The 26,093-nt window shown below is 42.4% G+C and carries 17 protein-coding genes, 2 tRNA genes and 5 rRNA genes (1 of these 24 cut by a window edge); 4 read left to right on the forward strand and 20 right to left on the reverse strand.

What is annotated here, in order from left to right; translation table 11 throughout:
• The first annotated feature begins 6 nt into the window (after positions 1–6).
• A complete protein-coding gene (spoIIP, locus tag JBW_RS19385) occupies positions 7–1,197 on the forward strand; it encodes a stage II sporulation protein P (protein WP_007957355.1) in 1,191 nt (396 codons plus the stop codon).
• 26 nt (positions 1,198–1,223) lie between these two features.
• Positions 1,224–1,550 (forward strand): hypothetical protein, encoded by a 327-nt coding sequence (locus JBW_RS19390; protein ID WP_007957363.1) that lies wholly within the window; start codon positions 1,224–1,226, stop codon positions 1,548–1,550.
• Between the two features lie 31 nt (positions 1,551–1,581).
• Here the strand turns inward: JBW_RS19390 and disA are convergent, their stop codons facing one another.
• From disA to JBW_RS19430, 8 genes are all read right to left on the reverse strand, one after another.
• Positions 1,582–2,658, reverse strand: coding sequence for a DNA integrity scanning diadenylate cyclase DisA (gene disA, locus JBW_RS19395; protein WP_007957372.1), 1,077 nt, complete (start codon positions 2,656–2,658; stop codon positions 1,582–1,584).
• Positions 2,655–4,019 carry a DNA repair protein RadA gene (radA, locus tag JBW_RS19400; protein WP_007957374.1) on the reverse strand — a complete coding sequence of 455 codons (1,365 nt, stop codon included), beginning with the start codon at positions 4,017–4,019 and terminating at the stop codon, positions 2,655–2,657. The genes disA and radA overlap by 4 nt, the downstream gene beginning before the upstream one ends.
• A 135-nt stretch (positions 4,020–4,154) precedes the next feature.
• Positions 4,155–6,593 carry an ATP-dependent Clp protease ATP-binding subunit gene (locus JBW_RS19405; RefSeq protein ID WP_007957376.1) on the reverse strand — a complete coding sequence of 813 codons (2,439 nt, stop codon included), beginning with the start codon at positions 6,591–6,593 and terminating at the stop codon, positions 4,155–4,157.
• 13 nt (positions 6,594–6,606) lie between these two features.
• Positions 6,607–7,671, reverse strand: a complete 1,065-nt coding sequence (locus JBW_RS19410) for a protein arginine kinase (RefSeq protein WP_007957378.1) — start codon at positions 7,669–7,671, stop codon at positions 6,607–6,609.
• A 3-nt stretch (positions 7,672–7,674) separates the two neighbouring features.
• The gene (locus tag JBW_RS19415) at positions 7,675–8,199 is read right to left on the reverse strand and encodes a UvrB/UvrC motif-containing protein (RefSeq protein ID WP_007957379.1); all 525 of its coding nucleotides are present in this window, start codon (positions 8,197–8,199) and stop codon (positions 7,675–7,677) included.
• Positions 8,200–8,212: 13 nt separating this feature from the next.
• Positions 8,213–8,659 (reverse strand): CtsR family transcriptional regulator, encoded by a 447-nt coding sequence (locus JBW_RS19420; protein WP_007957380.1) that lies wholly within the window; start codon positions 8,657–8,659, stop codon positions 8,213–8,215.
• A gap of 323 nt (positions 8,660–8,982) precedes the next feature.
• Positions 8,983–10,173: an FprA family A-type flavoprotein gene (locus JBW_RS19425; RefSeq protein WP_007957381.1), complete on the reverse strand. Its 1,191-nt coding sequence runs from the start codon at positions 10,171–10,173 to the stop codon at positions 8,983–8,985.
• A 44-nt stretch (positions 10,174–10,217) separates the two neighbouring features.
• Positions 10,218–11,165: a nitronate monooxygenase gene (locus JBW_RS19430; protein WP_007957382.1), complete on the reverse strand. Its 948-nt coding sequence runs from the start codon at positions 11,163–11,165 to the stop codon at positions 10,218–10,220.
• A gap of 293 nt (positions 11,166–11,458) precedes the next feature.
• Between JBW_RS19430 and speD the strand changes: the two genes are divergently transcribed.
• Entirely contained in the window at positions 11,459–11,926 is a 468-nt protein-coding gene (gene speD / locus JBW_RS19435) for an adenosylmethionine decarboxylase (RefSeq protein WP_007957383.1), read from the forward strand.
• Positions 11,927–12,012: 86 nt separating this feature from the next.
• Here speD and JBW_RS19440 read toward each other — a convergent pair whose 3' ends face one another.
• The 5 genes from JBW_RS19440 to JBW_RS19460 form a co-directional block, all read right to left on the reverse strand.
• Positions 12,013–12,279: an HPr family phosphocarrier protein gene (locus JBW_RS19440; protein WP_007957384.1), complete on the reverse strand. Its 267-nt coding sequence runs from the start codon at positions 12,277–12,279 to the stop codon at positions 12,013–12,015.
• A gap of 189 nt (positions 12,280–12,468) precedes the next feature.
• Entirely contained in the window at positions 12,469–12,861 is a 393-nt protein-coding gene (gene dhaM, locus JBW_RS19445; protein WP_007957386.1) for a dihydroxyacetone kinase phosphoryl donor subunit DhaM, read from the reverse strand.
• A gap of 18 nt (positions 12,862–12,879) precedes the next feature.
• The gene (gene dhaL, locus JBW_RS19450) at positions 12,880–13,509 is read right to left on the reverse strand and encodes a dihydroxyacetone kinase subunit DhaL (protein ID WP_007957387.1); all 630 of its coding nucleotides are present in this window, start codon (positions 13,507–13,509) and stop codon (positions 12,880–12,882) included.
• Between the two features lie 17 nt (positions 13,510–13,526).
• Complete coding sequence (gene dhaK, locus JBW_RS19455) at positions 13,527–14,525, reverse strand: dihydroxyacetone kinase subunit DhaK (RefSeq protein ID WP_007957388.1); 999 nt, start codon at positions 14,523–14,525, stop codon at positions 13,527–13,529.
• Positions 14,526–14,828: 303 nt separating this feature from the next.
• Complete coding sequence (locus tag JBW_RS19460) at positions 14,829–16,910, reverse strand: sigma 54-interacting transcriptional regulator (protein ID WP_007957390.1); 2,082 nt, start codon at positions 16,908–16,910, stop codon at positions 14,829–14,831.
• A 115-nt stretch (positions 16,911–17,025) separates the two neighbouring features.
• Here JBW_RS19460 and JBW_RS19465 point away from each other — a divergent pair, with 115 nt between their 5' ends.
• On the forward strand, positions 17,026–17,520 hold the full coding sequence (locus tag JBW_RS19465; RefSeq protein ID WP_007957397.1) for a rubrerythrin family protein: 495 nt from the start codon (positions 17,026–17,028) through the stop codon (positions 17,518–17,520).
• A 387-nt stretch (positions 17,521–17,907) separates the two neighbouring features.
• On the opposite strand, the gene rrf (JBW_RS19470) is transcribed toward JBW_RS19465, so the two are convergent.
• From rrf (JBW_RS19470) to JBW_RS19500, 7 genes are all read right to left on the reverse strand, one after another.
• Positions 17,908–18,024, reverse strand: a 5S ribosomal RNA gene (rrf, locus tag JBW_RS19470).
• Positions 18,025–18,110: 86 nt separating this feature from the next.
• A 23S ribosomal RNA gene (locus tag JBW_RS19475) occupies positions 18,111–21,043 on the reverse strand.
• Between the two features lie 383 nt (positions 21,044–21,426).
• Positions 21,427–21,502: transfer RNA gene (locus JBW_RS19480), tRNA-Ala, on the reverse strand.
• A gap of 143 nt (positions 21,503–21,645) precedes the next feature.
• A tRNA-Ile gene (locus JBW_RS19485) sits at positions 21,646–21,722 on the reverse strand.
• Positions 21,723–21,824: 102 nt separating this feature from the next.
• Positions 21,825–23,382 (reverse strand): 16S ribosomal RNA (locus tag JBW_RS19490).
• 421 nt (positions 23,383–23,803) lie between these two features.
• Positions 23,804–23,920 (reverse strand): 5S ribosomal RNA (gene rrf, locus JBW_RS19495).
• A gap of 95 nt (positions 23,921–24,015) precedes the next feature.
• A 23S ribosomal RNA gene (locus JBW_RS19500) occupies positions 24,016–26,093 on the reverse strand; it runs 855 nt beyond the window's last position.
• Together the 16S, 23S and 5S rRNA genes with 2 tRNA genes alongside form the textbook arrangement of a ribosomal RNA operon.

The following is a 26,093-nucleotide window of genomic DNA, read 5'->3' on the forward strand; positions in this document are numbered from 1 at the left end:
GGTATCATGCATTTTTTCCCAGCATTAGTTTTTCTATTTCTGCTTTTTTCGACTTTTTCTCCTTGTACGCGGGCAGCTTTTTCTCCTGCTATTGATGAGCTGGAATCAGGATATAATACAATTGTCGATGAGAATGATCAAATTATTTTGCAGTCAGGATTGGTTCTTCATGTGGGTGATCGATACATTAGTGAGGATAATAATTTGTATGAAATTACCATAATAGAGGGTTCATTAGCAAAAGCTCGTTATATAGAATCCGAACCCACTCTTTCTTTAGAAACGGAGCTTATTACCGTGCAAGGAGCAGCTAACGGCAGCCAGCCAATCATTGCCATTTATCATACTCATACCGATGAATCTTATATTCCCACAGATGGTAACTCAACGACTCCTGGCGAAGGTAGTATTATGAAAGTCGGTGATCGTTTTAGCAGCCGTCTCAAAGAACTAGGCTATCAGCCCCTTCACAATAAAACACTGCATGAACCTCATGATGCCAATGCTTATCAGCGCTCTAGACGTACCTTTATGAAACTGCTCGAACGCCAGCCTGCCGCCCTTTTTGATCTTCATCGTGACAGTGGACCTCTTGCATTTTATAAGACAACCATTAATGGACAAGATGCCGCTAAAATTTTATTAGTTGTGGGTCGGCAAAATCAAAATCAAGCCACTACTCTCCAATATGCAAAAAGAATAAAAGCAAATGCGGATAAAATGTACAAGGGATTAATACGAGGTATCTTTATGGCCCGCGGTAATTATAATCAAGATTTAAATCCTCGTTCTATGTTGCTAGAAATGGGAACCCAATATAATACGCGAGAAGCTGCAGAACACAGCGCTGCTTTATTTGCTGATATCCTTCCTTCCATTATTACTCCAAAGCCACTTCCTGCTTCTCCCGCACCAAAAGCAGCAGATACGACGATACCTGGTACTACTTCCTCAAATGATACAGGAAATGGTGGAAATACGATTACAGAGACTTCTGCCGGGAATGTCGCAAATATACAAGATGCAGGTATCACGGTTAGCAATATTCTATCCATTATCGGAGCTGTGCTGCTTGGCATTATTGCGTATCTCTATCTTAGTACCGGCAATTGGCAAGAAGCAAAAAATAAACTACATAAATTCTATAAATATGAATTTACTAACTTTCTTGGACCACGCAAAAAAAGAAAAGATTAATTATACATCATCGAGGAGTTGTCATCATGATACAAAAACATCGATTTACGGTGTTAGCCGGAATTGTAATATTTTCGGCTCTGATTATCTTTAGTTTTTTACATCTATTACCGTTGAACATCTTTTCGATTCAGCAAAAACCGGAACCTGCGCCTCAGAAAGTCTATGATTATTATTTCATTTTAGATGAAGCAGATGGGCATAGTTTAATGTATGTACCTTTAGTGGTAAGCGTTGGGGATGAAATCTTAACGGAAGAAAATAAACTGTATCAAGTAGTAAAAATCGAAGAAAACCGAGCCTATGCTCGGTTTGTAAAAGATATAAAATTAGATAAGTATAAGAAAAAATAGATAATATCGTCACTATGTGGATTCTTAGTTTTTACATATTACGATCCAACAATGCTTGTTCTCGCACTCGTTTTAAACCATCTTTTATTGTTTTTGCTCTAACTTCGCCAATTCCTTCTACATCATCTAGTTCAACAATCGTAGCATTATAAATACAAGGCAATGTTTTAAAGTGAGTTACTACGTTTTCCACAATGGACATTGGCAAACGAGGAATTCGCTTTAGTACTCGAAACCCATGAGGCACCACTGGAACATCTAAAATATTCGGCGTAGCTCCATAACCTAAAATGCGGCAAATGGTATAAGGCTCTAAATTTTCCTCCGGTAATACAGCCAATTGTTCTCGTACCTCTTGTACTTGGCATCCATTAAAACAATAATCTTTAAGCAATAGCTCCATATCATCCTGCTCTGCCATCAACTCTTCTAATTGCATACTTACCAGGCGACCTTCACTGCCTAATTCAATGACATGGCGCTCGATCTCCATTGCAATACGACTCACCTGCTCCACGCGAATAATAATTTCCGCCACATCTAATAATGTTACAAAATCTTCAAACTCTAAGGCACTTAAATTGGTCAAACTCCGCACTAATACTTTGCAATATTTCTCCAATGTCTGCAACGCTTGATTGGCACGGCTTAAACTTACTGTAATGTCTTTTAGGGTATACCGTAAATCACCTAGATACATGGTAATTAAATTCCGTCTTTGTGAAATAGCAATCACCAAACCTCCGGTTTGTTTAGCAACTCTTTCCGCAGTACGGTGCCTTGTACCTGTTTCTGTCGTAGGAATCTTCGAATCTGGCACCAATTGGGCGTTGGCATATATAATATGTTTAAGATCAGAAGATAAAATCAACGCCCCATCCATTTTCCCCAATTCATAAAAACCTGCAGGAGTATACTCACAATTTAGTGAAAATCCACCATCTACTACATCCAATAAAGGCTGATTATTACCTACTAATACCAAGACCCCCATCTTGGCCCTTAAAATATTCTCCAAACCTTCTCGCAGCGGCGTGCCAGGAACTAATTTTTTAATCGTTTTTACAAATTTTGCATCCCATAATTTATCTTGCCGCTTTTTCGTCATAGAAATACCGCCTCCATTGCTTCAATTACATTACTAACCCCAACTATTTTTAATCCTTGCTGACGTATTTTGAGTCCTGTTAAATTACCCGCTGGGATCACAAATCTTTTAAATCCCATGGTAGCGGCTTCACTGATGCGTACATCTACTCTTGACACCATACGTACTTCACCTGTTAGGCCAACCTCTCCCATAACCACCGTATGGGCATCCAACGATATGTTGCGAAAGCTGGATGCTACCGCAAGAATCACTGCTAAATCCGCAGCGGGTTCCGTTACTTTAATACCACCTACGGCGTTCACATAAGCATCCTGATTTCCTAGCATCAAACCTACTCTCTTTTCTAGCACTGCCATTAAGAGAATCAATCGATTATAGTCAAAGCCAACCGCCATACGCCTAGGCATGCCAAAGCAAGTGGTGCTCACCAAAGCTTGGATCTCGATCAGCAAGGGTCTAACACCTTCCATACAGGCTAGTACTACAGATCCTGGAGCGCTTTCTGGCCTCTCGGATAACAGCAGCCCTGAAGGATTCTTAACTTCCATAAGTCCATCTTCCTCCATGGAAAAAATTCCGCTCTCATGGGTTGAGCCAAATCGATTTTTGATAGCGCGGAGTACACGGAAAGCATAGGTTTTCTCACCCTCAAAATATAATACAACATCTACCATATGTTCTAGAATACGGGGACCAGCAATATTCCCCTCCTTTGTTACATGACCAATAATAGCAATCGGAATACCAGTTTCTTTTGCTAAGCGCAATAACTTTCCTGTAGATTCCCGCACTTGTCCCACGCTTCCTGGAGCTGAAGGAATTTCTGGACTATACATCGTTTGAATCGAGTCAATAATCATTAAGGCAGGTTTTAGCTGATTGGCAGAAAGTGCGATTTCATCTAAATTCGTCTCTGTCATGATCAATAACTTATCACTTAATTTATTCAGACGCTCAGCTCGCATTTTTGTTTGAGCAGCCGACTCTTCACCAGAGACATATAAGACACTGCCATAGGTCTGACTTACACTACAAGCCACTTGCAGCAGCATTGTAGATTTTCCAATACCAGGATCACCACCAATCAGTATAAGAGCTCCCGGAACAATCCCCCCGCCTAGTACACGATCAAATTCTCCAACCCCCGTTGTGAGTCTAGGCACAGCAAAATTGTCCACTTCCGTAATTGGACGCGGTTTAGCGCCATTGCTGGTACTATGACGTTTTTTCCCATCTTGCCTGCTAAGTGTTTCCTCCACCATACTATTCCACGACTCGCAACCTGGACAACGTCCTAACCATTTCGGTGAATCTGCACCGCACTCTTGACAAACAAAATGAATTTTAGCTTTAGACAAATTATGCTTACCCCTTCCAAATATCTACAATACCACATAACTAAGAGCATTTTATAACATGCACTATATCATTGCTATTATAAAATGCTCTTCGTGCTATTTCTTTTATTTTCCTGCAATAACTTACAATATTTGTTATTTTTTCATCAATTTTACTTTTCCATCTGCATCAACATCAATTAAAACCGTGTCACCTTTGATTACTTGATGACGAAGCATTAATTCGGCGATTTCATCTTCGACTAATTTTTGAATGGCTCTTCTTAAAGGTCTTGCACCATATGCATAGTCCCGCCCCTCTTTTACCAATTCCGCCTTGGCCTTGTCGCTGCATTCTAAGTAAAGCGTATTGTCCTCTAAACGCTTACCTACATCCTTTAACATAATATCCACAATGCTGGTAAGTTCTGTATCAGTCAGACTACCAAATACAATCATTTCATCAACTCGATTGATAAATTCAGGACGGAAAGTACGTTTTACTTCCTCCATCACTCTGTTCTTGGCATTCTCGGCTTCATTATTCATTTTATCATCCGCTAAGAACCCTAGCATAGTATTATCTCTACGCAAATGCTTTGCCCCTACGTTAGAAGTCATAATAATGACCGTATTCTTAAAATCTACCTTACGACCCTGACTGTCAGTTAATCTGCCGTCTTCTAAAACCTGCAGTAAAATATTAAATACATCATAATGGGCTTTTTCAATTTCATCTAATAAAATAACTGCATAGGGTTTACGTCTAACTGCATCTGTTAACTGTCCGCCCTCATCATATCCAACATAACCAGGAGGAGCACCAATCAAACGAGAAACGGTATGTTTCTCCATGTACTCTGACATATCTAATCGAATCATAGAACTTTCATCATTAAACAAAGTAGCAGCCAGTGCCTTCGCTAACTCTGTCTTACCAACACCTGTTGGTCCTAAGAAGATAAAGGAACCAATAGGCCGTTTCGGATCTTTAAGACCAGCTCTAGCCCGGCGTACTGCCCTAGCTACCGACTTAACTGCCTCATTCTGTCCAATCACTCTTTTATGCAGTTCCTCTTCTAAATTCAGCAGCCGTACCGCTTCTTCTTGAGCTAATTTTTCAACTGGAATGCCCGTCCAAACAGCTACTATATGAGCAATCTCTTCACCCGTAACCACAAGCTGTTCATTCCCCTGCTGTTTCCACTCTTTTTGCTTACTTTCCAGTTCATTTTTCAACCTTTTTTCTTCATCTCTAAGATGAGCGGCTTGCTCATACTCTTGTGCTGCGATAGCAGCTTCTTTTTCCGTCTGCAATTGTTTTAATGTCTTTTCTAACTCTTTCACATTGGAAGGTGAAGAAAACGTTTTAAGACGGACACGGGCTGCTGCCTCATCCATCAGATCAATTGCCTTATCTGGTAAAAATCGATCGGATATGTAGCGGTGAGACAAGGTAACAGCCGCTTCAATTGCTTCATCCGTAATACTAATTCGATGAAAGGCTTCGTATTTATCCCGAACCCCTTGCAAAATAGTAATAGCATCCTCTACAGATGGCTCACTTACCGTAATCGGCTGAAAACGCCGTTCAAGAGCAGCATCTTTTTCAATGTATTTTTTATATTCATTGAGTGTCGTGGCACCAATCACTTGTATCTCACCCCGGGCTAAAGCAGGTTTTAAAATATTTGCAGCATCAATCGCTCCTTCCGCAGCACCTGCTCCAATTAGAGTATGTAGCTCGTCAATGAACAAAATAACATTACCATCCTGACGAACTTCTTCTAAAACCTTTTTCAAGCGTTCTTCAAAATCCCCACGGTATTTCGATCCAGCTACTAACGATGCCATATTCAAAGAGATAATTCGCTTTACTCCGAGTATATCAGGAACATTATTCTGCACAATACGCTGCGCTAGCCCTTCCGCAATCGCAGTCTTGCCCACACCAGGTTCACCAATGAGTACAGGGTTATTCTTTGTACGGCGGCTGAGGATTTGCAATACACGTTCAATCTCAGCTCCCCGACCAATCACAGGATCGATCTTGCCTTCGCGAGCTAATTTATTCAGATCACGACCAAATTCTTCTAACGTAGGCGTATTGGAACTTACTTGCTTTCCTCCCGATTGCTGCTGAACGCCTTGCCCGGATGCAGTAAAGCCACTTAATAATTCTGATACTTTCTGACTTAATACTTGTACATCTACATCAAGCCCGTCTAATAGCTGAGCCGCTACGCCTTCTCCTTCCTGAAGGAGACCTAATAATAAATGCTCTGTACCAACATAGTTATGCCCTAAATCAGCAGCAACATTAATTGCCAATTCAATGCACCTTTTCGCACGAGGAGTATAGGAAATTTGAGCATTAGCAGCTTCGCCACGACCAACTAATTTTTCCACCTCCATCCGGACTGTCTCAATGCTAATATTTACGGACAGCAGCCCTTTGGCTGCTATCCCCTCACTTTCATGCAATAGACCTAATAATAAATGTTCTGTACCTATATAATCATGTCCTAAGCCTATAGCTTCTTGATGGGCAAAATGCAGTGCTTTTTGCGCTCTTTCAGTAAATCGTCCTAACATTTAAATTCCCCTCCTAGTCATTTGTTAATTTTTCTCGAATAATCTGCGCTCTTAATTTCTTACGTTCATTACCACTTAATTCAGGGCGATCACTCATTTTCTGCAAAAAATTTGGTCTTGTAATTACCATAAGTTCATTGAAATTACAATTTGAACCTTCATTGATAATTCCTAACTCATATCCCATTCGTACATCACTCAATAAAGCTAGAGCTTCCTGACCTGAGATACTACGAGCATACTTTAAGGTACCATAAGCGCGCCATACGCGATCTACCAGCATATCCGTAGTATCAGCATACAACCCGCCTCGCGCTGTACGTTCATGATCGACTACCTGCTTTACTACACTGTATAAATTATCAATGATCTCTTGCTCTGTAAAACCTAAGGTCAATTGATTGGAAATCTGAAAAATATTGCCAACAGCCTCTGTACCTTCGCCATATAGTCCTCTTACGGTTAAACCAAGCTGAATTACAGCATTTACAATGCGATTGATTTGCCCAGTTAGGACCAGAGCGGGTAAATGTACCATAACAGAAGCCCTAAGACCTGTACCTAAATTAGTAGGACAAGAAGTTAAATACCCTAGTTCTTCATTAAAAGCAAGAGCATGTTTATTTTCAATAATATCATCTACCTGATTGGCGCTTGTAAAGGCCTTCACTAAATTGAGCCCAGGCATTAAGCATTGAATACGCAAATGATCCTCTTCATTAACCATAATGCTTACCGTTGTGTCCTGCTTTACAAGAATTGCCCGATTGCTTGCTTCCCGGGCATGATCAGGGCTAATAATATGCTTTTCAACTAATACTAATCTTTCCAACAATGGCAGCTTCTCTAAATCAATAAACATGTAATCCGATTGCTCGTTACTATTTAAATCACATAAAGAACTCTTTAACTGAGATACCACTTGAGACAGTTGCTCTCCGTTGGCCCTTTGAGGAAAGGGTATACCTTCCAGATTACGTGCCAAACGAATGCGACTGGCAAGTACAATATCACCATCTTGCGCACCGCTACTCATCCAATGCACAAACGGTTGATCAAGCAAATTTTTCATTAACATTTGCTATTCCTCCTTGCCGCTTAACCCTATTTCTTTTTCTAAATTTTTAATTTCATCCCGCAGTAATACGGCTTTCTCATACTCTTCATTTATAACATATTGCTCCAGCTGCTGACGTATCTTCTTAATTTGCTGCCTGATTTTAAGTGTGCCGCCGTTACGCTTAGGTATTTTTCCCGTATGAGAGCTAGAGCCATGAATTCGCTTTAATAAAGGCTCAAACTGCCCACCAAAAACAGTATAACAAGCACTACAGCCAACTTTTCCTTTGCGGTTAAAATCGGTATATGTCATCCCGCACTCAGAACAGCTTTCCTGCCCTCTTAGCATCTGAGGATCAACAAAGAGTCCATGATTAAAAATACCTTTCAAAAAATCGTGAACATAGGACTGAGTGTCAAAGGATAAACTAATTTCACCTGCGGCTTTTGCACATTCTGCACACAGGTTTTTTTCTGTCTTTTGATTATTAACGATTTTGATTATATGCATACAAGCTGTACGGCTCTTACATTCATCACACAACATCATGCAATCCTCCTCATGTTAACTCCGATAATTTTAATAGCAAAGAACGTAACATTGCTGATCGTTCTTGAGGCGCTATATGCTCATAAATGATGTCAAAGAAGTGCAGCATCAAAGCGGCCTCTCGTCCCGTTAACATTCCCTGAGCCGTAAGACTCTTAACAATATTTACAGCTTCAGAGAACATCGTATCCTCAGCAACTTGTTCTGCCGCATCTTCATAAATCAAAGTATGGACAGGAATACGTTCAATGCGTACAAATCCACCTGAACCACGCCTTGACTCTACAATAAAACCTCTTTCTATCGTAAAGCGAGTACTTAATACATAACTAATCTGAGACGGGGCGCACTCAATCTCTTCGGCCATTTCATTACGTTTTAATACAATAATATCCTCACACTGATTCGCTAGTTTATGTAGAATCAGTTTTTCAATATCATCTGCTAAATTGCCCATGGTCTCACCTGCCTGCTTCAATCATTATTTGACCTTTACTCTATTCTATTTGACTTTTTGACTTTTTGCAACTATTTTTTTGATTATAATTCATAGTTTTTTTTAAATAATAATAATGCTCCCTACAACTCCAAGTAAATCATACCTTATCTTTCTTCTTTATAGTATTGCGCTAAAAAAGACTGATCTATGCCATCCATGAAAGAAAAACACTGATGCGACTTCTAAAAAGTAAAACCTTTCCCCTATAATTCCAGTGTATGACACGATACTGCAAAAAGAGAGCGATATCTCGCCCTCTTTTTACTCTAAAATATTAATTCTTATTTTTTATTTGCTTGTATTTTCTTTGCAAATTCCAATCCAAATTGGAAGCATGCATCCTGTTCTTCTTTGCTTGCCAGCCATTTTACTGCTAATCCTGGATTTTCAACAGCTATACCCGCCCGTTTTAAGGACTCTTCCATCGCCTTTAGTGCTCCTCCTGCCCAGCCATGAGCACTAAAAGCAGCACCTATTTTATTCACAGGTTTTAGTCCCTCCATATAGGTTAAGAATCCCCCCATGGTCGCCAGCACCGTATTATGCTGAGTAGAGGACCCAAGAATGACCCCTCCCGCTTCAAGTACATCATTAATAATATCGCTCATTGCTGAAGTTTTTAAACGGTGCAGCTTTCCTTTCGCTCCTGATGCAGCAACACCCTCTAAGATACGGCGAGCCATATCTTCTGTGGCTCCCCACATCGTATCGTATATGATGACAACGGTATCATCATGATATCCGCTGCCCCATTGTTCATATTTCTTTAGGATGTCTCCAATGTGAGAACGCCAAATCACACCATGACTCGGAGCAATCAATTTTATGTGCACCGTTTCGGTCTTCGTTAACGCCGTACCAACTAAGCGGCTATAAGGCATTAATATATTTGCATAATATTTAGCAGCTTCTTGCATAACATCATGAATCTCATTTTCATCATCAAACCGTTTGGTAGTAGAAATATGCTGCCCAAAAGCATCATTCGAAAACAAAATTTCTTCACCAGTTAAATAGGTTGCCATAGAATCCGGCCAATGCAGCATTGGCATAGTAATAAATTTCAGTTGTTTTGCACCAAGATCTAAAGAATCTCCTTCTTTTACAACTTGGAAATCATACTCTTTATTATAGTGCTTGACAATAGAATCTTTCCCTTGGCTTGTTAATACCACCTTAGCCTGAGGCGTCTTTTCCATAATAATTGGCAAAGCACTGGCATGGTCAGGCTCTGTGTGATTACAAACAATATAATCTATTTTTGCTGGATCAACAATCTGACTGATACGCTCTAATAATTCTGAAGCAAAAGGTGCTTTTACCGTATCAATTAAACATATTTTTTCATCTACAATTAAGTAGGCATTATAGGTAATACCCCTTGGTGTACCATATCCATGAAAATCCCGCATGGTCCAGTCAACTGCACCTACAGAATATACTCCCTTTGCGATTTCAATATTATTCATCATACTGCTTTCTCTCCTCCTAGGTCTCCCCAATTTAAATTTCTATATTATAATACATTAGGGGTTTTTGCTAATGCTGACACAACTAACCGAGCTTCTTCAATAATATGCTCGATAATAACCTTAGCCGGTTCGATCTTCGTCAATGGCAGCAAACTCTGCCCAGCTTGTACCATACCATTTTCTACATCTCCGTCAATCGCAGCCAGACGATTGGTACCTGTTGCCAAAGCCGCAAGTTCCGCTTCCGGCACATGTTGACGCTCTAACTCTAAGAAACGTTCTGTAAACTTATTTTTTACCCCGCGAACAGCATGCCCAGAAAGTAACCCTGTCACAACACTGTCAGTGTCACTTGCGGAAATTAATTTTTGTTTCACATTGGCATGAACGGCACATTCTTCTGCTACTAAGAACCTTGTGCCCATTTGAATGCCTGACGCTCCCATAGAAAGCGCTGCAACTAAACCTCGTCCATCAGCAAAGCCGCCAGCTGCAATCACAGGAATATCAATCTCTGGAATCACTTGTGTCATTAAGGCCATCGTCGTTAATACACCAATATGGCCTCCTGCTTCCATTCCCTCAATCACAATCGCATCTGCACCTTTTTCCTGTACTCGTTTTGCTAGTTTTACATTTGGAACTACTGGAATTTTTTTAATGCCTGCTTGATCAAGTTGAGAAAAGAACGGAATTGGATTCCCTGCACCAAGAGTAACAAAAGCTACCTTTTCCTGGCAGACTACATTCATTATTTCTTCCTTATCCACGGCCATAAGCTGCACATTTACGCCGAAAGGTTTCTTAGTTAAGGTTTTAGCTAAACGTATTTGTTCACCAACCCACTGGGCGTTACGTCCCCCTGCAGCAATAATACCAGCTCCACCAGCTTCTGACACGGCTGCTGCTAGCTTTCCGTCAGATACCCATGCCATACCGCCTTGTATAATTGGATACTTTATATTTAGCATTGTTGTTAATTTTGTACTCATCATTATCCACCCCTTTTACTAATGTAGTGTCTTTTGAGAAAATTCACTATTGAAAATAGATTCTCCTGCAAAAAACTTCTGTTAATTTTATTAAAACCAATATCCAGTATTTTCTGTCTTTTCTTATCAAAATATTCTTTACAATTTTATGTATTCAATTTATAATGAAAAGCTACAATACATAATATAAAAGGCGTAATAATAGAATATTTTAAACCAAAATATATATTTTAAATGATTACTAAAAGTGCATACGCCTAAATCATTAGCTAAATGAAAAGGAGCAGTCGAATATGATTATGGGAATTATAAGCAGGCACCTCACCATTGATATGTACGGATGCAGTTTTGAAAGTCTTACTACTATGGAAATTCTTAAACAAGCAATGCTGGCAGCAATTACTGAATCGAATATGACACTACTTGAATTCACTGAATACCACTTTCAACCGCAAGGCTTAACAGGTCTGGCAGCGCTGGCATTACTAGCAGAAGGTCATATGAGCATACATACATTTCCTGATAAAGGTTATGCTGCCATAGATTTATTCAACTATAGTGATGCAAGTCAACCTGATAACGCCTCTAAAGTATTAAAGAAATTTTTAAAACCAGAAAAGATTAAAATTACTAATATTAAACGTGGGGACTTTGGTTCAATCAGTGATATGAAACCCAAAATTAGGGTTAGCAGCACTCCCATACGTCGTGTACGGGATACAGGAGCTAAAGTGTTTAAGTTCTTATCCCGCTCCAAATAATGGACAAGACGTGAGAAAAACCGCTAGACTATTCATTTTATGAATGCGCTAGCGGTTTTTTATTTATTGCGGCATATTACTCACTATTACTCTTCTCCAAAGTTGCTCTTAATCATATCTTCAAGAGCCTTACTACATTCTTTTTCATCTTCGCCTTCAGTAGTAATTGTAATCTGAGTATTTTGTTTCAAACCCATGCTCATAACTGCCAAAATACTCTTTCCATCTGCAACTTTATTATTAGCTGCAATTTTAACTTTGCTTTTAAAGGTGGCTGCCTTCTGCACAAACTGAGCTGCTGGCCTAGCATGTAGTCCACTAGTATTTGTAATTGTTACCTGTATTTCAATCATAGTTATCCCTCACATATAAAAATTATTATTTTATCATTAGGAGGCAATGGTTAACCCCCGCCATACACAATAAAGGACAAAAATATTTGAACCACAAAGGCACAAAGGACACTATAGAACTCTCCCTTTGTGTGCCACGATAGTGGCATTGTGTCTTTGTGGTTCATAAACTCATAAATTAACTACCTCTTAACACTTGTTCAAAGTACGTGCACCTTCTGCCGTTGCTATAACAGCAGCTAAAGCACTTCCTAATGATGCTTCTACAACAGCGCTAATCGCTCCCTCTAAAATAGGAGCATCAGCAATTTGAACTTTAGCACGCAATTCTTCATCTAAAAATTCAAAAGCAGTTTCTGTACTCAATACTGCACTGCCCAAATCTACCATAACTGCGACACCATCACCTGTATTAGCTGAGATAATGGCCTCACTCACTTGAAATGCATCTGTCCCAATGCCACCATCTGCCATTCCCCCAGCCGCAATTATTTTTTGTTCAGGGGCTGACATTTGCAATGCCATTTCTCGTATCCCTTCTGCGACCTTTTGGCTATGTGAAACAATAACAACTCCAACCATGTCCTTGAGACCTCCTGTTTATTGACGACGAAGATGTTCTAATAATGCCTTTAACATAATATACGAAGATGTTGCACCAGGATCTTGATGCCCACGACTTCTCTCTCCGAGATAACTTGCTCTCCCTTTGGTAGCAATGATCGTTTTGGTAAATTCCACACCCTGCTGCGCAGCCTCGCACGCTAATTCCAAACATTCGATCACCGATTTTCCTGTCTTAGCACCATCCTGAAATGCTTCATAAGCAGGTACTAAAGCATCAAGCATGGTTTTTTCTCCTGTTGTCGCTTTCCCTCTTTCCTTAATACCAGCAATAGCCGCCTCTAACATCAAGCCAATCGTCTCTACATCAAGTTCCGTTTTCCCCTGACTAGGAACAGCAGCCCGCAAGAAAGCGGTGCCATACAATGGTCCTGCGGCTCCGCCTACACTCGATATCAAGGTCATCCCTACTGTTTTAAGGACTTTTCCTATATCACTTTCTGTTTCTAGTGTCTGCAGCTTTGCCTTTACTGCCTCAAATCCTCGTGCCATATTGATACCATGATCTCCATCACCAATCGCAGCATCTAAATCCGTTAACATTTGTCTATTACCAATGATCGTTTCACCCACAGCAGATATCACTTCATATAACTCTCCACTCATAAAACCAAATCCTCCTTTTAAAACTGTACCAAAGCTGGTGTATCTGCAGGAGCTAATAATAACTCTTTTAGCTCACTATCAAGCTTCAAAATACTAATGGAAAAACCCGCCATTTCTAGTGATGTCATATAATTCCCGACATATGTTTTAGCAATATGTAAACCTTTCTCTTTTAAGAGTGCTGCTACTTTTCGATTTACAATGTAAAGCTCCATCAACGGTGTAGCTCCCAGTCCATTAATCAGTACTGCAACTTCTTGTCCTACAGCCAAAGGCATATCTGCTAGAATCTTATCCACCAGATGATCTGTAATTTCATCTGCAGTACGCAAAACTTCCCGATGCGTACCTGGCTCACCATGAATTCCCATACCAATTTCTATTTCATTTTCTTCTAATACAAAGCTAGGTTTACCAGCAGCTGGTACTGTGCAAGAATCAAGCGCCATTCCCATTGATCTCACATTATGAATGACTTTATCCGCAATTCGCTTTACTTCTTCTAATTCAGCTCCCGCTTCTGCTTTTGCACCGGCAATTTTATGTACCAATACAGTGCCTGCAATACCTCTCCTGCCGATGGTCCAAGTACTGTTCTCTACAGCTACATCATCATTTACAATGACTTTATCCACCGTAATACCATCAGCATTTGCCATCTCAATGGCCATTTCAAAATTCATAACGTCACCGCTATAATTTTTTATGATCAACAGTACACCTTTACCATTATCAACTGCTTTTACAGCTTCGTATACCTGATCTGGCGTTGGTGAAGTAAATACAGCCCCTGCAACAGCGCCATCAAGCATCCCACGGCCGACAAAACCAGCATGAGAAGGCTCATGCCCGCTGCCACCGCCGCTTACCAAAGCCACTTTGCCAGCCCCTGGTTTCTTAGCTCTTACTAGTACTTCAAAACCATCCACCCTTTTTACATATTGAGAATGTGCCAGCACCATACCTTGCAACATTTCCTCTACTACCTGTTCTGGTACATTAATAACTTTTTTCATGTCTTTTCTCTCCTTCGTTATTTATATTCCATTCGTGGCAGGCTTCCGATGATTTTCAGCATAATATGCCATAAGAAACATACATATCATTGCTTTACATAGTAAAGTACACGCAATAATCATGCCAAGCGAAAAAGACCATAATAAAAAGCATATAACAATCACCAAAGGGCTTTAAACCTCAATATTAATATAGAAGAATTCATCTGTCATAACTTACTGAGTAACGTAAAGAAAATCAATTTGGTAAAAAATATCAACTTTACCTTCTTTGTTGATACTTTTTACCATAAGCACTCTTTTTTACCAGCTTACTGTTTTTTCTATGCCATATTTCTTAGCCTTGGCTGCTATTGTTTTATGTGTTAACCCTAAGGCTTTGCCAGCTCGGTTATAACTATTGTAAGTACCTAGCGCTAACTTGATAATCCTCTTTTCATATTCTTCCCAAGGTAAAATAATTTCACTATTTACTATACTGCTTCCTTCTTTATTTTTCGTTATTAATTTTTCCTTAAGGTATGTAGGCAAATGTTCAATGCCAATAAAATCACCTTCTGTTAAGGTTACAAGCCTTTCAATCATGTTTTCCAGCTCACGAACATTTCCCGGCCACTTATACTGCAACAGTATATCCAGGGCATCATTTTTTATACCTTTTGCTTTCCTTGTTAATTCAAGGCTGACTTTATTTAGAAAATGTTCTACCAATATCGGAATATCCTCTTTGCGTTCTCTTAAAGGCGGCAATAACAAGGGGATTACGTTTAAACGATAGTATAAGTCTTCTCGAAACTCTCCATTTAAAACCATCTTCTCTAAATCCTGATTGGTAGCAGCAATAATTCGTACATTCACTTTAATTGTACTCTCACCGCCAACCCTCTCGAATTCTTTTTTTTGTAATACACGCAGCAATTTTACTTGCATACTTTTTTCCATCTCACCTATTTCATCTAAAAAAATGGTACCATGATCAGCTAATTCAAATTTTCCTAACTTTCTACGAATGGCACCTGTGAATGCTCCCTTTTCATGACCGAAGAGCTCACTTTCCAATAAGTTAGTAGGAATCGCACCACAATTTACTCGAATAAAAGGCCCTGCTTCCTGTCTGCTGGCATAATGAATCCCTTCTGCCACTAATTCCTTACCAGTACCGCTTTCACCACGAATTAACACGTTAGAAGAACCTTCCGCAGCTTTTGCTGCCATTGCTAATACATCAAAAACTTTACCACTTCGCCCAATAAAGTGCTCAAAAGCTCGATTCGGCTTCTTAGTACGCCATAACTCTTGCTCTAAATATTCAGCCTTTGCTGAAATATGATTCAAATTTTCCATCAGACCCTGTACCTCTGTAATATCCTTTACCACGGATACCACTCCTGTTACTTCATCATCTACAATAATTGGGTTCACATTAGCAACTACTGCCACTCCATTTTTCTTCTTGCTGATAGTTCCCAATACTTGTTTCCCAGATGAGAGTACACTACATCGTGCTCCATTAGGAGAAATCTCCTGTATATTCTGCCCTACCAGCTGTGCATACTGTTGATTAAGAATGCGCAAATAGGCTGGATTTACATAGGTAATACAGCCTTCTTTATTCACTACACAAATTCCATCTTGTACAGATTCCAAAATTAACTGAAGTTGCTCTTTTAACTCTTTAACCTCTTGCAATTCTCCTGTAATTTTCTCTAATGCGGAAATATCTTCAAAAATAGCCACTGCTCCCTTAATTTGTCCATCAATAATAATAGGAGTACGGTTAGTAATTGTACTTGAGGAACCAATAACCTGCCGATACGCAAGCTCAGGAATTCCTGTTTTATTCACAAAATGCAACCTGGAATTTGGAATTACATCATACACTTTTTTCCCAACGACAGCATTAGCAGGAATACCTAATATCTCCTCTGCTGCTGGATTGAATATTGTGACTACATCATGCTCGTCACTAACCATTAGCCCATTAGCCATACTATTAAAAATTTGCTCAGCCGTAAAAGCATTATCCTGGAGCAATTTATCCACTTCACTAATAATCTGAGCATTATCGAATTGAAAGTCACTCTCTAAAAATTCCACCATCTGGTTAACCACATAAGCAGCATGCTTCCCATGGCCTACAACCCAGACTTCATCTCCGGCTTTTATTTTTAAAGAACAAAGTAATATCAAACTATTTGATGCTATATTTTCTTGCTCTTTATATCTAAAAAATAGAGTAGTTTGATAGGTCATACTCAGTGCATGGGATTTTTGCACTATCATTGCTGCCACTCGTGTGTGTAATCCTTTTTGGTGTTGAATTACTGCTCTTTTTTCATAATGCAACTTTTCACCCTCTTTATGCATGGTTAATAATCTAGTCATGTAATATATAGCATATTATTAATTAAAATGGCAATTTTTACTTGACAAATTGTCTATAATGGATAATAATAATTAATAGATAATCAATAAATATTTTTATGGAGGTTTTATACAAATGAAAACAGAAAAAAACTTAGGTGATGGCTTCGCTGGTGAATCTCAAGCAAATGTAAAATACTTAGCTTTTGCTAAAAAAGCAGAGGCTGATGGTTTCCCGCAAGCAGCTAAATTATTCCGTGCAACTGCTGAAGCAGAAATCATTCACGCTCATGCTCATCTAAAAGCACTAGGTAAAATCAAAACAACTGCTGATAATTTACAAGCTGCTATTGCTGGTGAAACCTATGAATTTAGCGAAATGTATCCTCAATTCATTAAAGAAGCGAAAGAAGAAGAAAATACAGCAGCAGCATTACGTTCCTTTACTTTAGCAAACGAAGCTGAAAAAGTACATGCTGTCTTATACAAGAAAGCTCTTGATACTTTAGAAAATAAAGAATCCTTCCCTTACTACCTCTGTACTGTTTGTGGTCACATCCATGAAGGCAGCGCACCGGATTCCTGTCCAATTTGTGGTGCGAAAGCACAAGCATACAAAAAATTCGATTAAATATATTTTTTACTATAATAGAAAGACCACTTCATTTATGAGGTGGTCTTTCTACTTATATTCTATAATCATTCACCATAACTTTAACTTTTCCTGTCTGGAAATTAAATATTAATCCATGTACAGATACATCATTAGGGACCAAAGTTTTTTCTGTGCTTTTCTAAAAAATGCACAGAATTATCCCCAATTGTTTATAACCTCATATAACTCTCTTTTACACTTCTAGCTTATCCACAAAGTAACTGCAACTCTAGGTGGCATATAACAAATCGATCCACAATATCGCAAAGGGCACAGAAGGTTCTATCTATAACTTATTTTAGATTGTTCTTTGTGATTCAATTATAATTAAAAAGCACTCACGTAAATGAGTGCTTTTTAATTAACCAGCAACTATCTATCCTCCCAGGCCGTTTCCAACCAAGTACTTTCGACGTATAAGGGCTTAACTACTGTGTTCGGTATGGGAACAGGTGGAACCCCTTAGCTATCGCCACTGGATAGAAGTACATATGAAATATGTTCCTTCAAAACTTCACAGAAGAAAGACTGCATGTTAGTCGTTAGCAGCTTGCTGCTAACTAAATTAAGTCAAGCCCTCGTCCTATTAGTACCAGTCAGCTGAATCCATTGCTGGACTTACACACCTGGCCTATCAACCTTGTCATCTACAAGGGGACTTACTAGCTTATGCTATGAGAGATCTCATCTTAAGGCTGGTTTCACGCTTAGATGCTTTCAGCGTTTATCCTTTCCGAACGTAGCTACCCAGCTGTACTCCTGGCGGAATAACTGGTACACCATTGGTTCGTCCACTCCGGTCCTCTCGTACTAGGAGCAGTTCCCTTCAAATCTCTTACGCCCGCGATGGATAGGGACCGAACTGTCTCACGACGTTCTGAACCCAGCTCACGTACCACTTTAATGGGCGAACAGCCCAACCCTTGGGACCTACTACAGCCCCAGGATGTGATGAGCCGACATCGAGGTGCCAAACCTCCCCGTCGATATGGACTCTTGGGAGAGATTAGCCTGTTATCCCCAGGGTAGCTTTTATCCGTTGAGCGATGGCCCTTCCACGCGGTACCACCGGATCACTAAGTCCGACTTTCGTCCCTGCTCGACCTGTACGTCTCGCAGTCAAGCTCCCTTCTGCCTTTGCACTCTACGCGCGATTTCCAACCGCGCTGAGGGAACCTTTGAGCGCCTCCGTTACATTTTCGGAGGCGACCGCCCCAGTCAAACTGCCCACCTGACACTGTCCTCAGTATCGTTACTACTAAAGTTAGAATTCCAGTAAATAAAGGGTGGTATCCCAACAACGACTCCACACATACTAGCGTACATGTCTCGCAGTCTCCCACCTATCCTGTACATCATTTACCAAAATTCAATGTCAGGCTACAGTAAAGCTCCATGGGGTCTTTCTGTCCAGTCGCGGGTAACCTGCATCTTCACAGGTATTTCAATTTCACCGGGTCCCTCGTTGAGACAGTGCCCAAGTCGTTACACCTTTCGTGCGGGTCGGAACTTACCCGACAAGGAATTTCGCTACCTTAGGACCGTTATAGTTACGGCCGCCGTTTACTGGGGCTTCAGTTCACACCTTCGAATTGCTTCTAAGCACTCCCCTTAACCTTCCAGCACCGGGCAGGTGTCAGCACCTATACGTCAGCTTTCGCTTTAGCAGGCACCTGTGTTTGTGGTAAACAGTCGCTTGGGCCTCTTTTCTGCGACCTCCTTTAGCTCATACCGCAAGGGTAATCACCTAAAGAGGCTCCCCTTCTCCCGAAGTTACGGGGACATTTTGCCGAGTTCCTTAACGAGGGTTTTCCCGCGCACCTTAGGATTCTCTCCCCGCCTACCTGTGTCGGTTTGCGGTACGGGCACCCACAGCCTCGCTAGAAGCTTTTCTTGACAGCATGGGATCAGTAAGTTCATCAACCTTGCGGTCAACTCCCCGTCACTCCTCAGGCTTCTCGTTTAGCGGATTTGCCTACTAAACACCCTACAAGCTTAGACGCATTTCTTCCATTCATGCGATTACTTACCCTTCTGTGTCACTCCATCACTCAAACGGATGGGGGTGGTACTGGAATGTTTGCCAGTTGTCCATCGCCTACGCATTTACGCCTCGGCTTAGGCCCCGACTTACCCTGAGACGACGAGCGTTGCTCAGGAAACCTTAGGCTTTCGGTGGACAAGATTCTCACTTGTCTTTTCGCTACTCATACCGGCATTCTCACTTCTATATACTCCACAGCTCCTTACGGTACTGCTTCGATGCGTATAGAACGCTCCCCTACCACTCATGCCCAAAGGCATAAATCCATAGCTTCGGTTCCGTACTTTAGCCCCGGACATCTTCGGCGCAAAACCTCTCGACCAGTGAGCTATTACGCACTCTTTAAATGGTGGCTGCTTCTAAGCCAACATCCTGGTTGTTTCTGAAGTTCCACATCCTTTGCCACTTAGTACGGCATTGGGGACCTTAGCTGATGGTCTGGGCTGTTTCCCTCTTGACTACGGATCTTATCATTCGCAGTCTGACTCCCAAGGTCCGAGTACAGCCATTCGCAGTTTGACAGAGTTCGGTAACCTATAAGGCCCCTAGCCCAATCAGAGCTCTACCGTCTGTACTTATTTCTTGAGGCTAGCCCTAAAGCTATTTCGGGGAGAACCAGCTATCTCCGCGTTCGATTGGCATTTCACCCCTATCCACAACTCATCCCAAAACTTTTCAACGTTCACGGGTTCGGTCCTCCACGCAATTTTACCTGCGCTTCAACCTGGCCATGGATAGATCACTGCGGTTTCGGGTCTACAACAACTAACTAATCGCCCTATTAAGACTCGCTTTCGCTACGGCTCCACATTTTCTGCTTAACCTCGCTAGTTACTGTAACTCGCCGGTTCATTCTTCAATAGGCACGCCGTCGACCACATAAGGGTCTTCGACTGCTTGTAGACATACGGTTTCAGGTTCTTTTTCACTCCCCTCCCGGGGTGCTTTTCACCTTTCCCTCACGGTACTATACGCTATCGGTCGCCAAGGAGTATTTTGCCTTGGAGGGTGGTCCCCCCTGCTTCCCACAAGGTTTCACGTGTCTCGTGGTACTCTGGATCTCAGCCATCTTGCTCTGCTTTTCGTCTACGGGACTGTTACCCCCTATGGTCTACCTTTCCAGGTAGTTCGACTAAGCCTGACTTGAATTATGCTGGTCCTCAACCCCGAATCAGTAAACTGACTCGGTTTGGGCTCTTCCCCGTTCGCTCGCCGCTACTTAGGGAATCTCACTTGATTACTTTTCCTCTGGGTACTTAGATGTTTCAGTTCCCCAGGTGCCCTCCTCATAGTCTCAGCTATGGGTAACAATGCATTACCATTGTTGGGTTTCCCCATTCGGAAATCTAGGGATCAATACCTGCTTGCGATTCCCCCTAGCTTATCGGAGCTTACCCCGTCCTTCTTCGGCTCTTGGCGCCAAGGCATCCACCGTATGCCCTTCATAACTTGACTTATTGTCTTGTTACGTCGGTTTGCAATAACCTATCATTTGCGTTGTCGCTCCTGCGGGCACTCACTGCGACGTACAGAAGTACGACTCCGTTCATGTCCTCGTCGCTCCTAGCAACTGACAGCTTCTTGCCAACCTGTGGTTTGTGTATATTCGGGTTTAACGCCGAAATATATACATAATACATGTTTCAAAAAATCCTAACATGCTCGGTAATCACCCTAATATTGCTATTAGAATTATTACGTTGCTTTCTTCTGTGCAGTTTTCAAAGAACATAAGCAGGCATTCGGAATTTTAATTCCGTATGATCGCTTAGTTAACAATCGAAATTGTTAACTTCATTATTCTCCCGCTGGCAAAAGCCAACTTAAAAATAAATTAATGGTGGAGGATAACGGGATCGAACCGTTGACCCCCTGCGTGCAAGGCAGGTGCTCTCCCAGCTGAGCTAATCCCCCATATGAAGCAGCGAACCAAAACTTTGATGTTTTGCAAAGTTTTTCGTGAGTCGCTTCGTTAGCATGAAATGCTAACATCCTTTCATTTACCCGACTAAAAAAATTCGAGTTATTAAAACCTCGAATCCAAGTGGACGAATAAATGGTGGGCCTAAATGGACTCGAACCATTGACCTCACGCTTATCAGGCGTGCGCTCTAACCAGCTGAGCTATAGGCCCGTAGAGGTATTCCCTCAAAACTAAGCAATGTAAGTAAAAGTGAACAACCAGATGTGTCGACCTTGGATATGAAAGAGTATTTCATCCTTCAAATCTCCATAGAAAGGAGGTGATCCAGCCGCACCTTCCGATACGGCTACCTTGTTACGACTTCACCCCAATCACTGATCTCACCTTCGACGGCTGGTTCCATTGCTGGTTACCTCACCGGCTTCGGGTGCTCTCAACTTTCGTGGTGTGACGGGCGGTGTGTACAAGGCCCGGGAACGTATTCACCGCAGCATGCTGATCTGCGATTACTAGCGATTCCGACTTCATGCAGGCGAGTTGCAGCCTGCAATCCGAACTGAGAGCTTGTTTTTGGGTTTGGCTTCACCTCGCGGCTTCGCTACCCTCTATTTAAGCCCATTGTAGTACGTGTGTAGCCCAAGACATAAGGGGCATGATGACTTGACGTCATCCCCACCTTCCTCCGTGTTATCCACGGCAGTCTCCCATGAGTTCCCACCTTTACGTGCTGGCAACATAGGATAAGGGTTGCGCTCGTTGCGGGACTTAACCCAACATCTCACGACACGAGCTGACGACAGCCATGCACCACCTGTCTATCTGTCTTCCGAAGAAGAACTCTCTATCTCTAGAGTCATCAGACGATGTCAAGCCTTGGTAAGGTTCTTCGCGTTGCGTCGAATTAAACCACATACTCCACCGCTTGTGCGGGCCCCCGTCAATTCCTTTGAGTTTCAACCTTGCGGCCGTACTCCCCAGGCGGGGTACTTATTGCGTTAACTCCGGCACTGGAGGGGTCGATACCCCCAACACCTAGTACCCATCGTTTACGGCCAGGATTACCGGGGTATCTAATCCCGTTCACTACCCTGGCTTTCGCGCCTCAGTGTCAGACACAGTCCAGAAAGTCGCCTTCGCCACTGGTGTTCCTCCTAATATCTACGCATTTCACCGCTACACTAGGAATTCCACTTTCCTCTCCTGCACTCAAGAATAACAGTATCCAATGCTTCACGGGGTTAAGCCCCGAACTTTAACATCAGACTGATTATCCCACCTGCGCGCGCTTTACGCCCAATAATTCCGGACAACGCTTGCCACCTACGTATTACCGCGGCTGCTGGCACGTAGTTAGCCGTGGCTTTCTTGTCAGGTACCGTCATTATGGATCATTATTTACAATCCACACATTCGTCCCTGAAAACAGAGTTTTACGATCCGAAAACCTTCTTCACTCACGCGGCGTTGCTCCGTCAGACTTTCGTCCATTGCGGAAGATTCCCCACTGCTGCCTCCCGTAGGAGTCTGGGCCGTGTCTCAGTCCCAGTGTGGCCGTTCATCCTCTCAGACCGGCTACTGATCGTCGCCTTGGTGAGCCGTTACCTCACCAACTAGCTAATCAGACGCAGACCCATCTTCTAGTGATAGCTTATAAATAGAGGCCACCTTTAGTATTTTAAGTATGCACTCAAAATACAACATTCGGTATTAGCACCACTTTCGCAGTGTTGTCCCCAGCTAGAAGGTAGGTTGTCTACGCGTTACTCACCCGTTCGCCACTAAGATTCCATTGCTGAAATCTCCGTTCGACTTGCATGTGTTAGGCACGCCGCCAGCGTTCGTCCTGAGCCAGGATCAAACTCTCCATAAAAGTTATATTATGAAGAACCTTGATGGCTCTTTAAAAAACTTGTTTGTGTTGCTCTCGCTTTCGCAGAACAACTTTGTTTTGCACTCAAAACGAGTACCGCACATCTGGCTTATTTTAACCTTACTTACATTGTTTAGTTTTCAAGGAACACATTCGATCATTGATTCATGATCGTTCCGCCGTTTAGCGCGGATCTTTATGTTAACATGAAAGGTTACTTTCTGTCAACACTTTTCTTTTAGTACTTCTTGCCAGCCTCGCTGACAACTTATTCAGTATAACACTTTGTCACATGTTATGTCAAGTACTATTTTTCATCTTTTTTCTTTGGTTCTGATCCTATGGATCAAGAATAAGTAGTGCTTACCGCAATAAGCATTTTTGAGAAAAACAAAGAGCACTCACAAAGAATGAGTGCTCTAACTGGCAACTATCTATCCTCCCAGGCCGTTTCCAACCAAGTACTTTCGACGTATAAGGGCTTAACTGCTGTGTTCGGTATGGGAACAGGTGGAACCCCTTAGCTATCGTCACCAGATTAAAGTTTTTAGAAGTACATATAAATATGTTCCTTCAAAACTTCACAGAAGAAAGACTGCATGTTAGTCGTTAGCAGCTTGCTGCTAACTAAATTAAGTCAAGCCCTCGTCCTATTAGTACCAGTCAGCTGAATCCATTGCTGGACTTACACACCTGGCCTATCAACCTTGTCATCTACAAGGGGACTTACTAGCTTATGCTATGAGAGATCTCATCTTAAGGCTGGTTTCACGCTTAGATGCTTTCAGCGTTTATCCTTTCCGAACGTAGCTACCCAGCTGTACTCCTGGCGGAATAACTGGTACACCATTGGTTCGTCCACTCCGGTCCTCTCGTACTAGGAGCAGTTCCCTTCAAATCTCTTACGCCCGCGATGGATAGGGACCGAACTGTCTCACGACGTTCTGAACCCAGCTCACGTACCACTTTAATGGGCGAACAGCCCAACCCTTGGGACCTACTACAGCCCCAGGATGTGATGAGCCGACATCGAGGTGCCAAACCTCCCCGTCGATATGGACTCTTGGGAGAGATTAGCCTGTTATCCCCAGGGTAGCTTTTATCCGTTGAGCGATGGCCCTTCCACGCGGTACCACCGGATCACTAAGTCCGACTTTCGTCCCTGCTCGACCTGTACGTCTCGCAGTCAAGCTCCCTTCTGCCTTTGCACTCTACGCGCGATTTCCAACCGCGCTGAGGGAACCTTTGAGCGCCTCCGTTACATTTTCGGAGGCGACCGCCCCAGTCAAACTGCCCACCTGACACTGTCCTCAGTATCGTTACTACTAAAGTTAGAATTCCAGTAAATAAAGGGTGGTATCCCAACAACGACTCCACACATACTAGCGTACATGTCTCGCAGTCTCCCACCTATCCTGTACATCATTTACCAAAATTCAATGTCAGGCTACAGTAAAGCTCCATGGGGTCTTTCTGTCCAGTCGCGGGTAACCTGCATCTTCACAGGTATTTCAATTTCACCGGGTCCCTCGTTGAGACAGTGCCCAAGTCGTTACACCTTTCGTGCGGGTCGGAACTTACCCGACAAGGAATTTCGCTACCTTAGGACCGTTATAGTTACGGCCGCCGTTTACTGGGGCTTCAGTTCACACCTTCGAATTGCTTCTAAGCACTCCCCTTAACCTTCCAGCACCGGGCAGGTGTCAGCACCTATACGTCAGCTTTCGCTTTAGCAGGCACCTGTGTTTGTGGTAAACAGTCGCTTGGGCCTCTTTTCTGCGACCTCCTTTAGCTCATACCGCAAGGGTAATCACCTAAAGAGGCTCCCCTTCTCCCGAAGTTACGGGGACATTTTGCCGAGTTCCTTAACGAGGGTTTTCCCGCGCACCTTAGGATTCTCTCCCCGCCTACCTGTGTCGGTTTGCGGTACGGGCACCCACAGCCTCGCTAGAAGCTTTTCTTGACAGCATGGGATCAGTAAGTTCATCAACCTTGCGGTCAACTCCCCGTCACTCCTCAGGCTTCTCGTTTAGCGGATTTGCCTACTAAACACCCTACAAGCTTAGACGCATTTCTTCCATTCATGCGATTACTTACCCTTCTGTGTCACTCCATCACTCAAACGGATGGGGGTGGTACTGGAATGTTTGCCAGTTGTCCATCGCCTACGCATTTACGCCTCGGCTTAGGCCCCGACTTACCCTGAGACGACGAGCGTTGCTCAGGAAACCTTAGGCTTTCGGTGGACAAGATTCTCACTTGTCTTTTCGCTACTCATACCGGCATTCTCACTTCTATATACTCCACAGCTCCTTACGGTACTGCTTCGATGCGTATAGAACGCTCCCCTACCACTCATGCCCAAAGGCATAAATCCATAGCTTCGGTTCCGTACTTTAGCCCCGGACATCTTCGGCGCAAAACCTCTCGACCAGTGAGCTATTACGCACTCTTTAAATGGTGGCTGCTTCTAAGCCAACATCCTGGTTGTTTCTGAAGTTCCACATCCTTTGCCACTTAGTACGGCATTGGGGACCTTAGCTGATGGTCTGGGCTGTTTCCCTCTTGACTACGGATCTTATCATTCGCAGTCTGACTCCCAAGGTCCGAGTACAGCCATTCGCAGTTTGACAGAGTTCGGTAACCTATAAGGCCCCTAGCCCAATCAGAGCTCTACCGTCTGTACTTATTTCTTGAGGCTAGCCCTAAAG

Origin of the sequence: Pelosinus fermentans JBW45 (assembly GCF_000271665.2) — a bacterium.
GTDB lineage: Bacteria > Bacillota > Negativicutes > DSM-13327 > DSM-13327 > Pelosinus > Pelosinus baikalensis.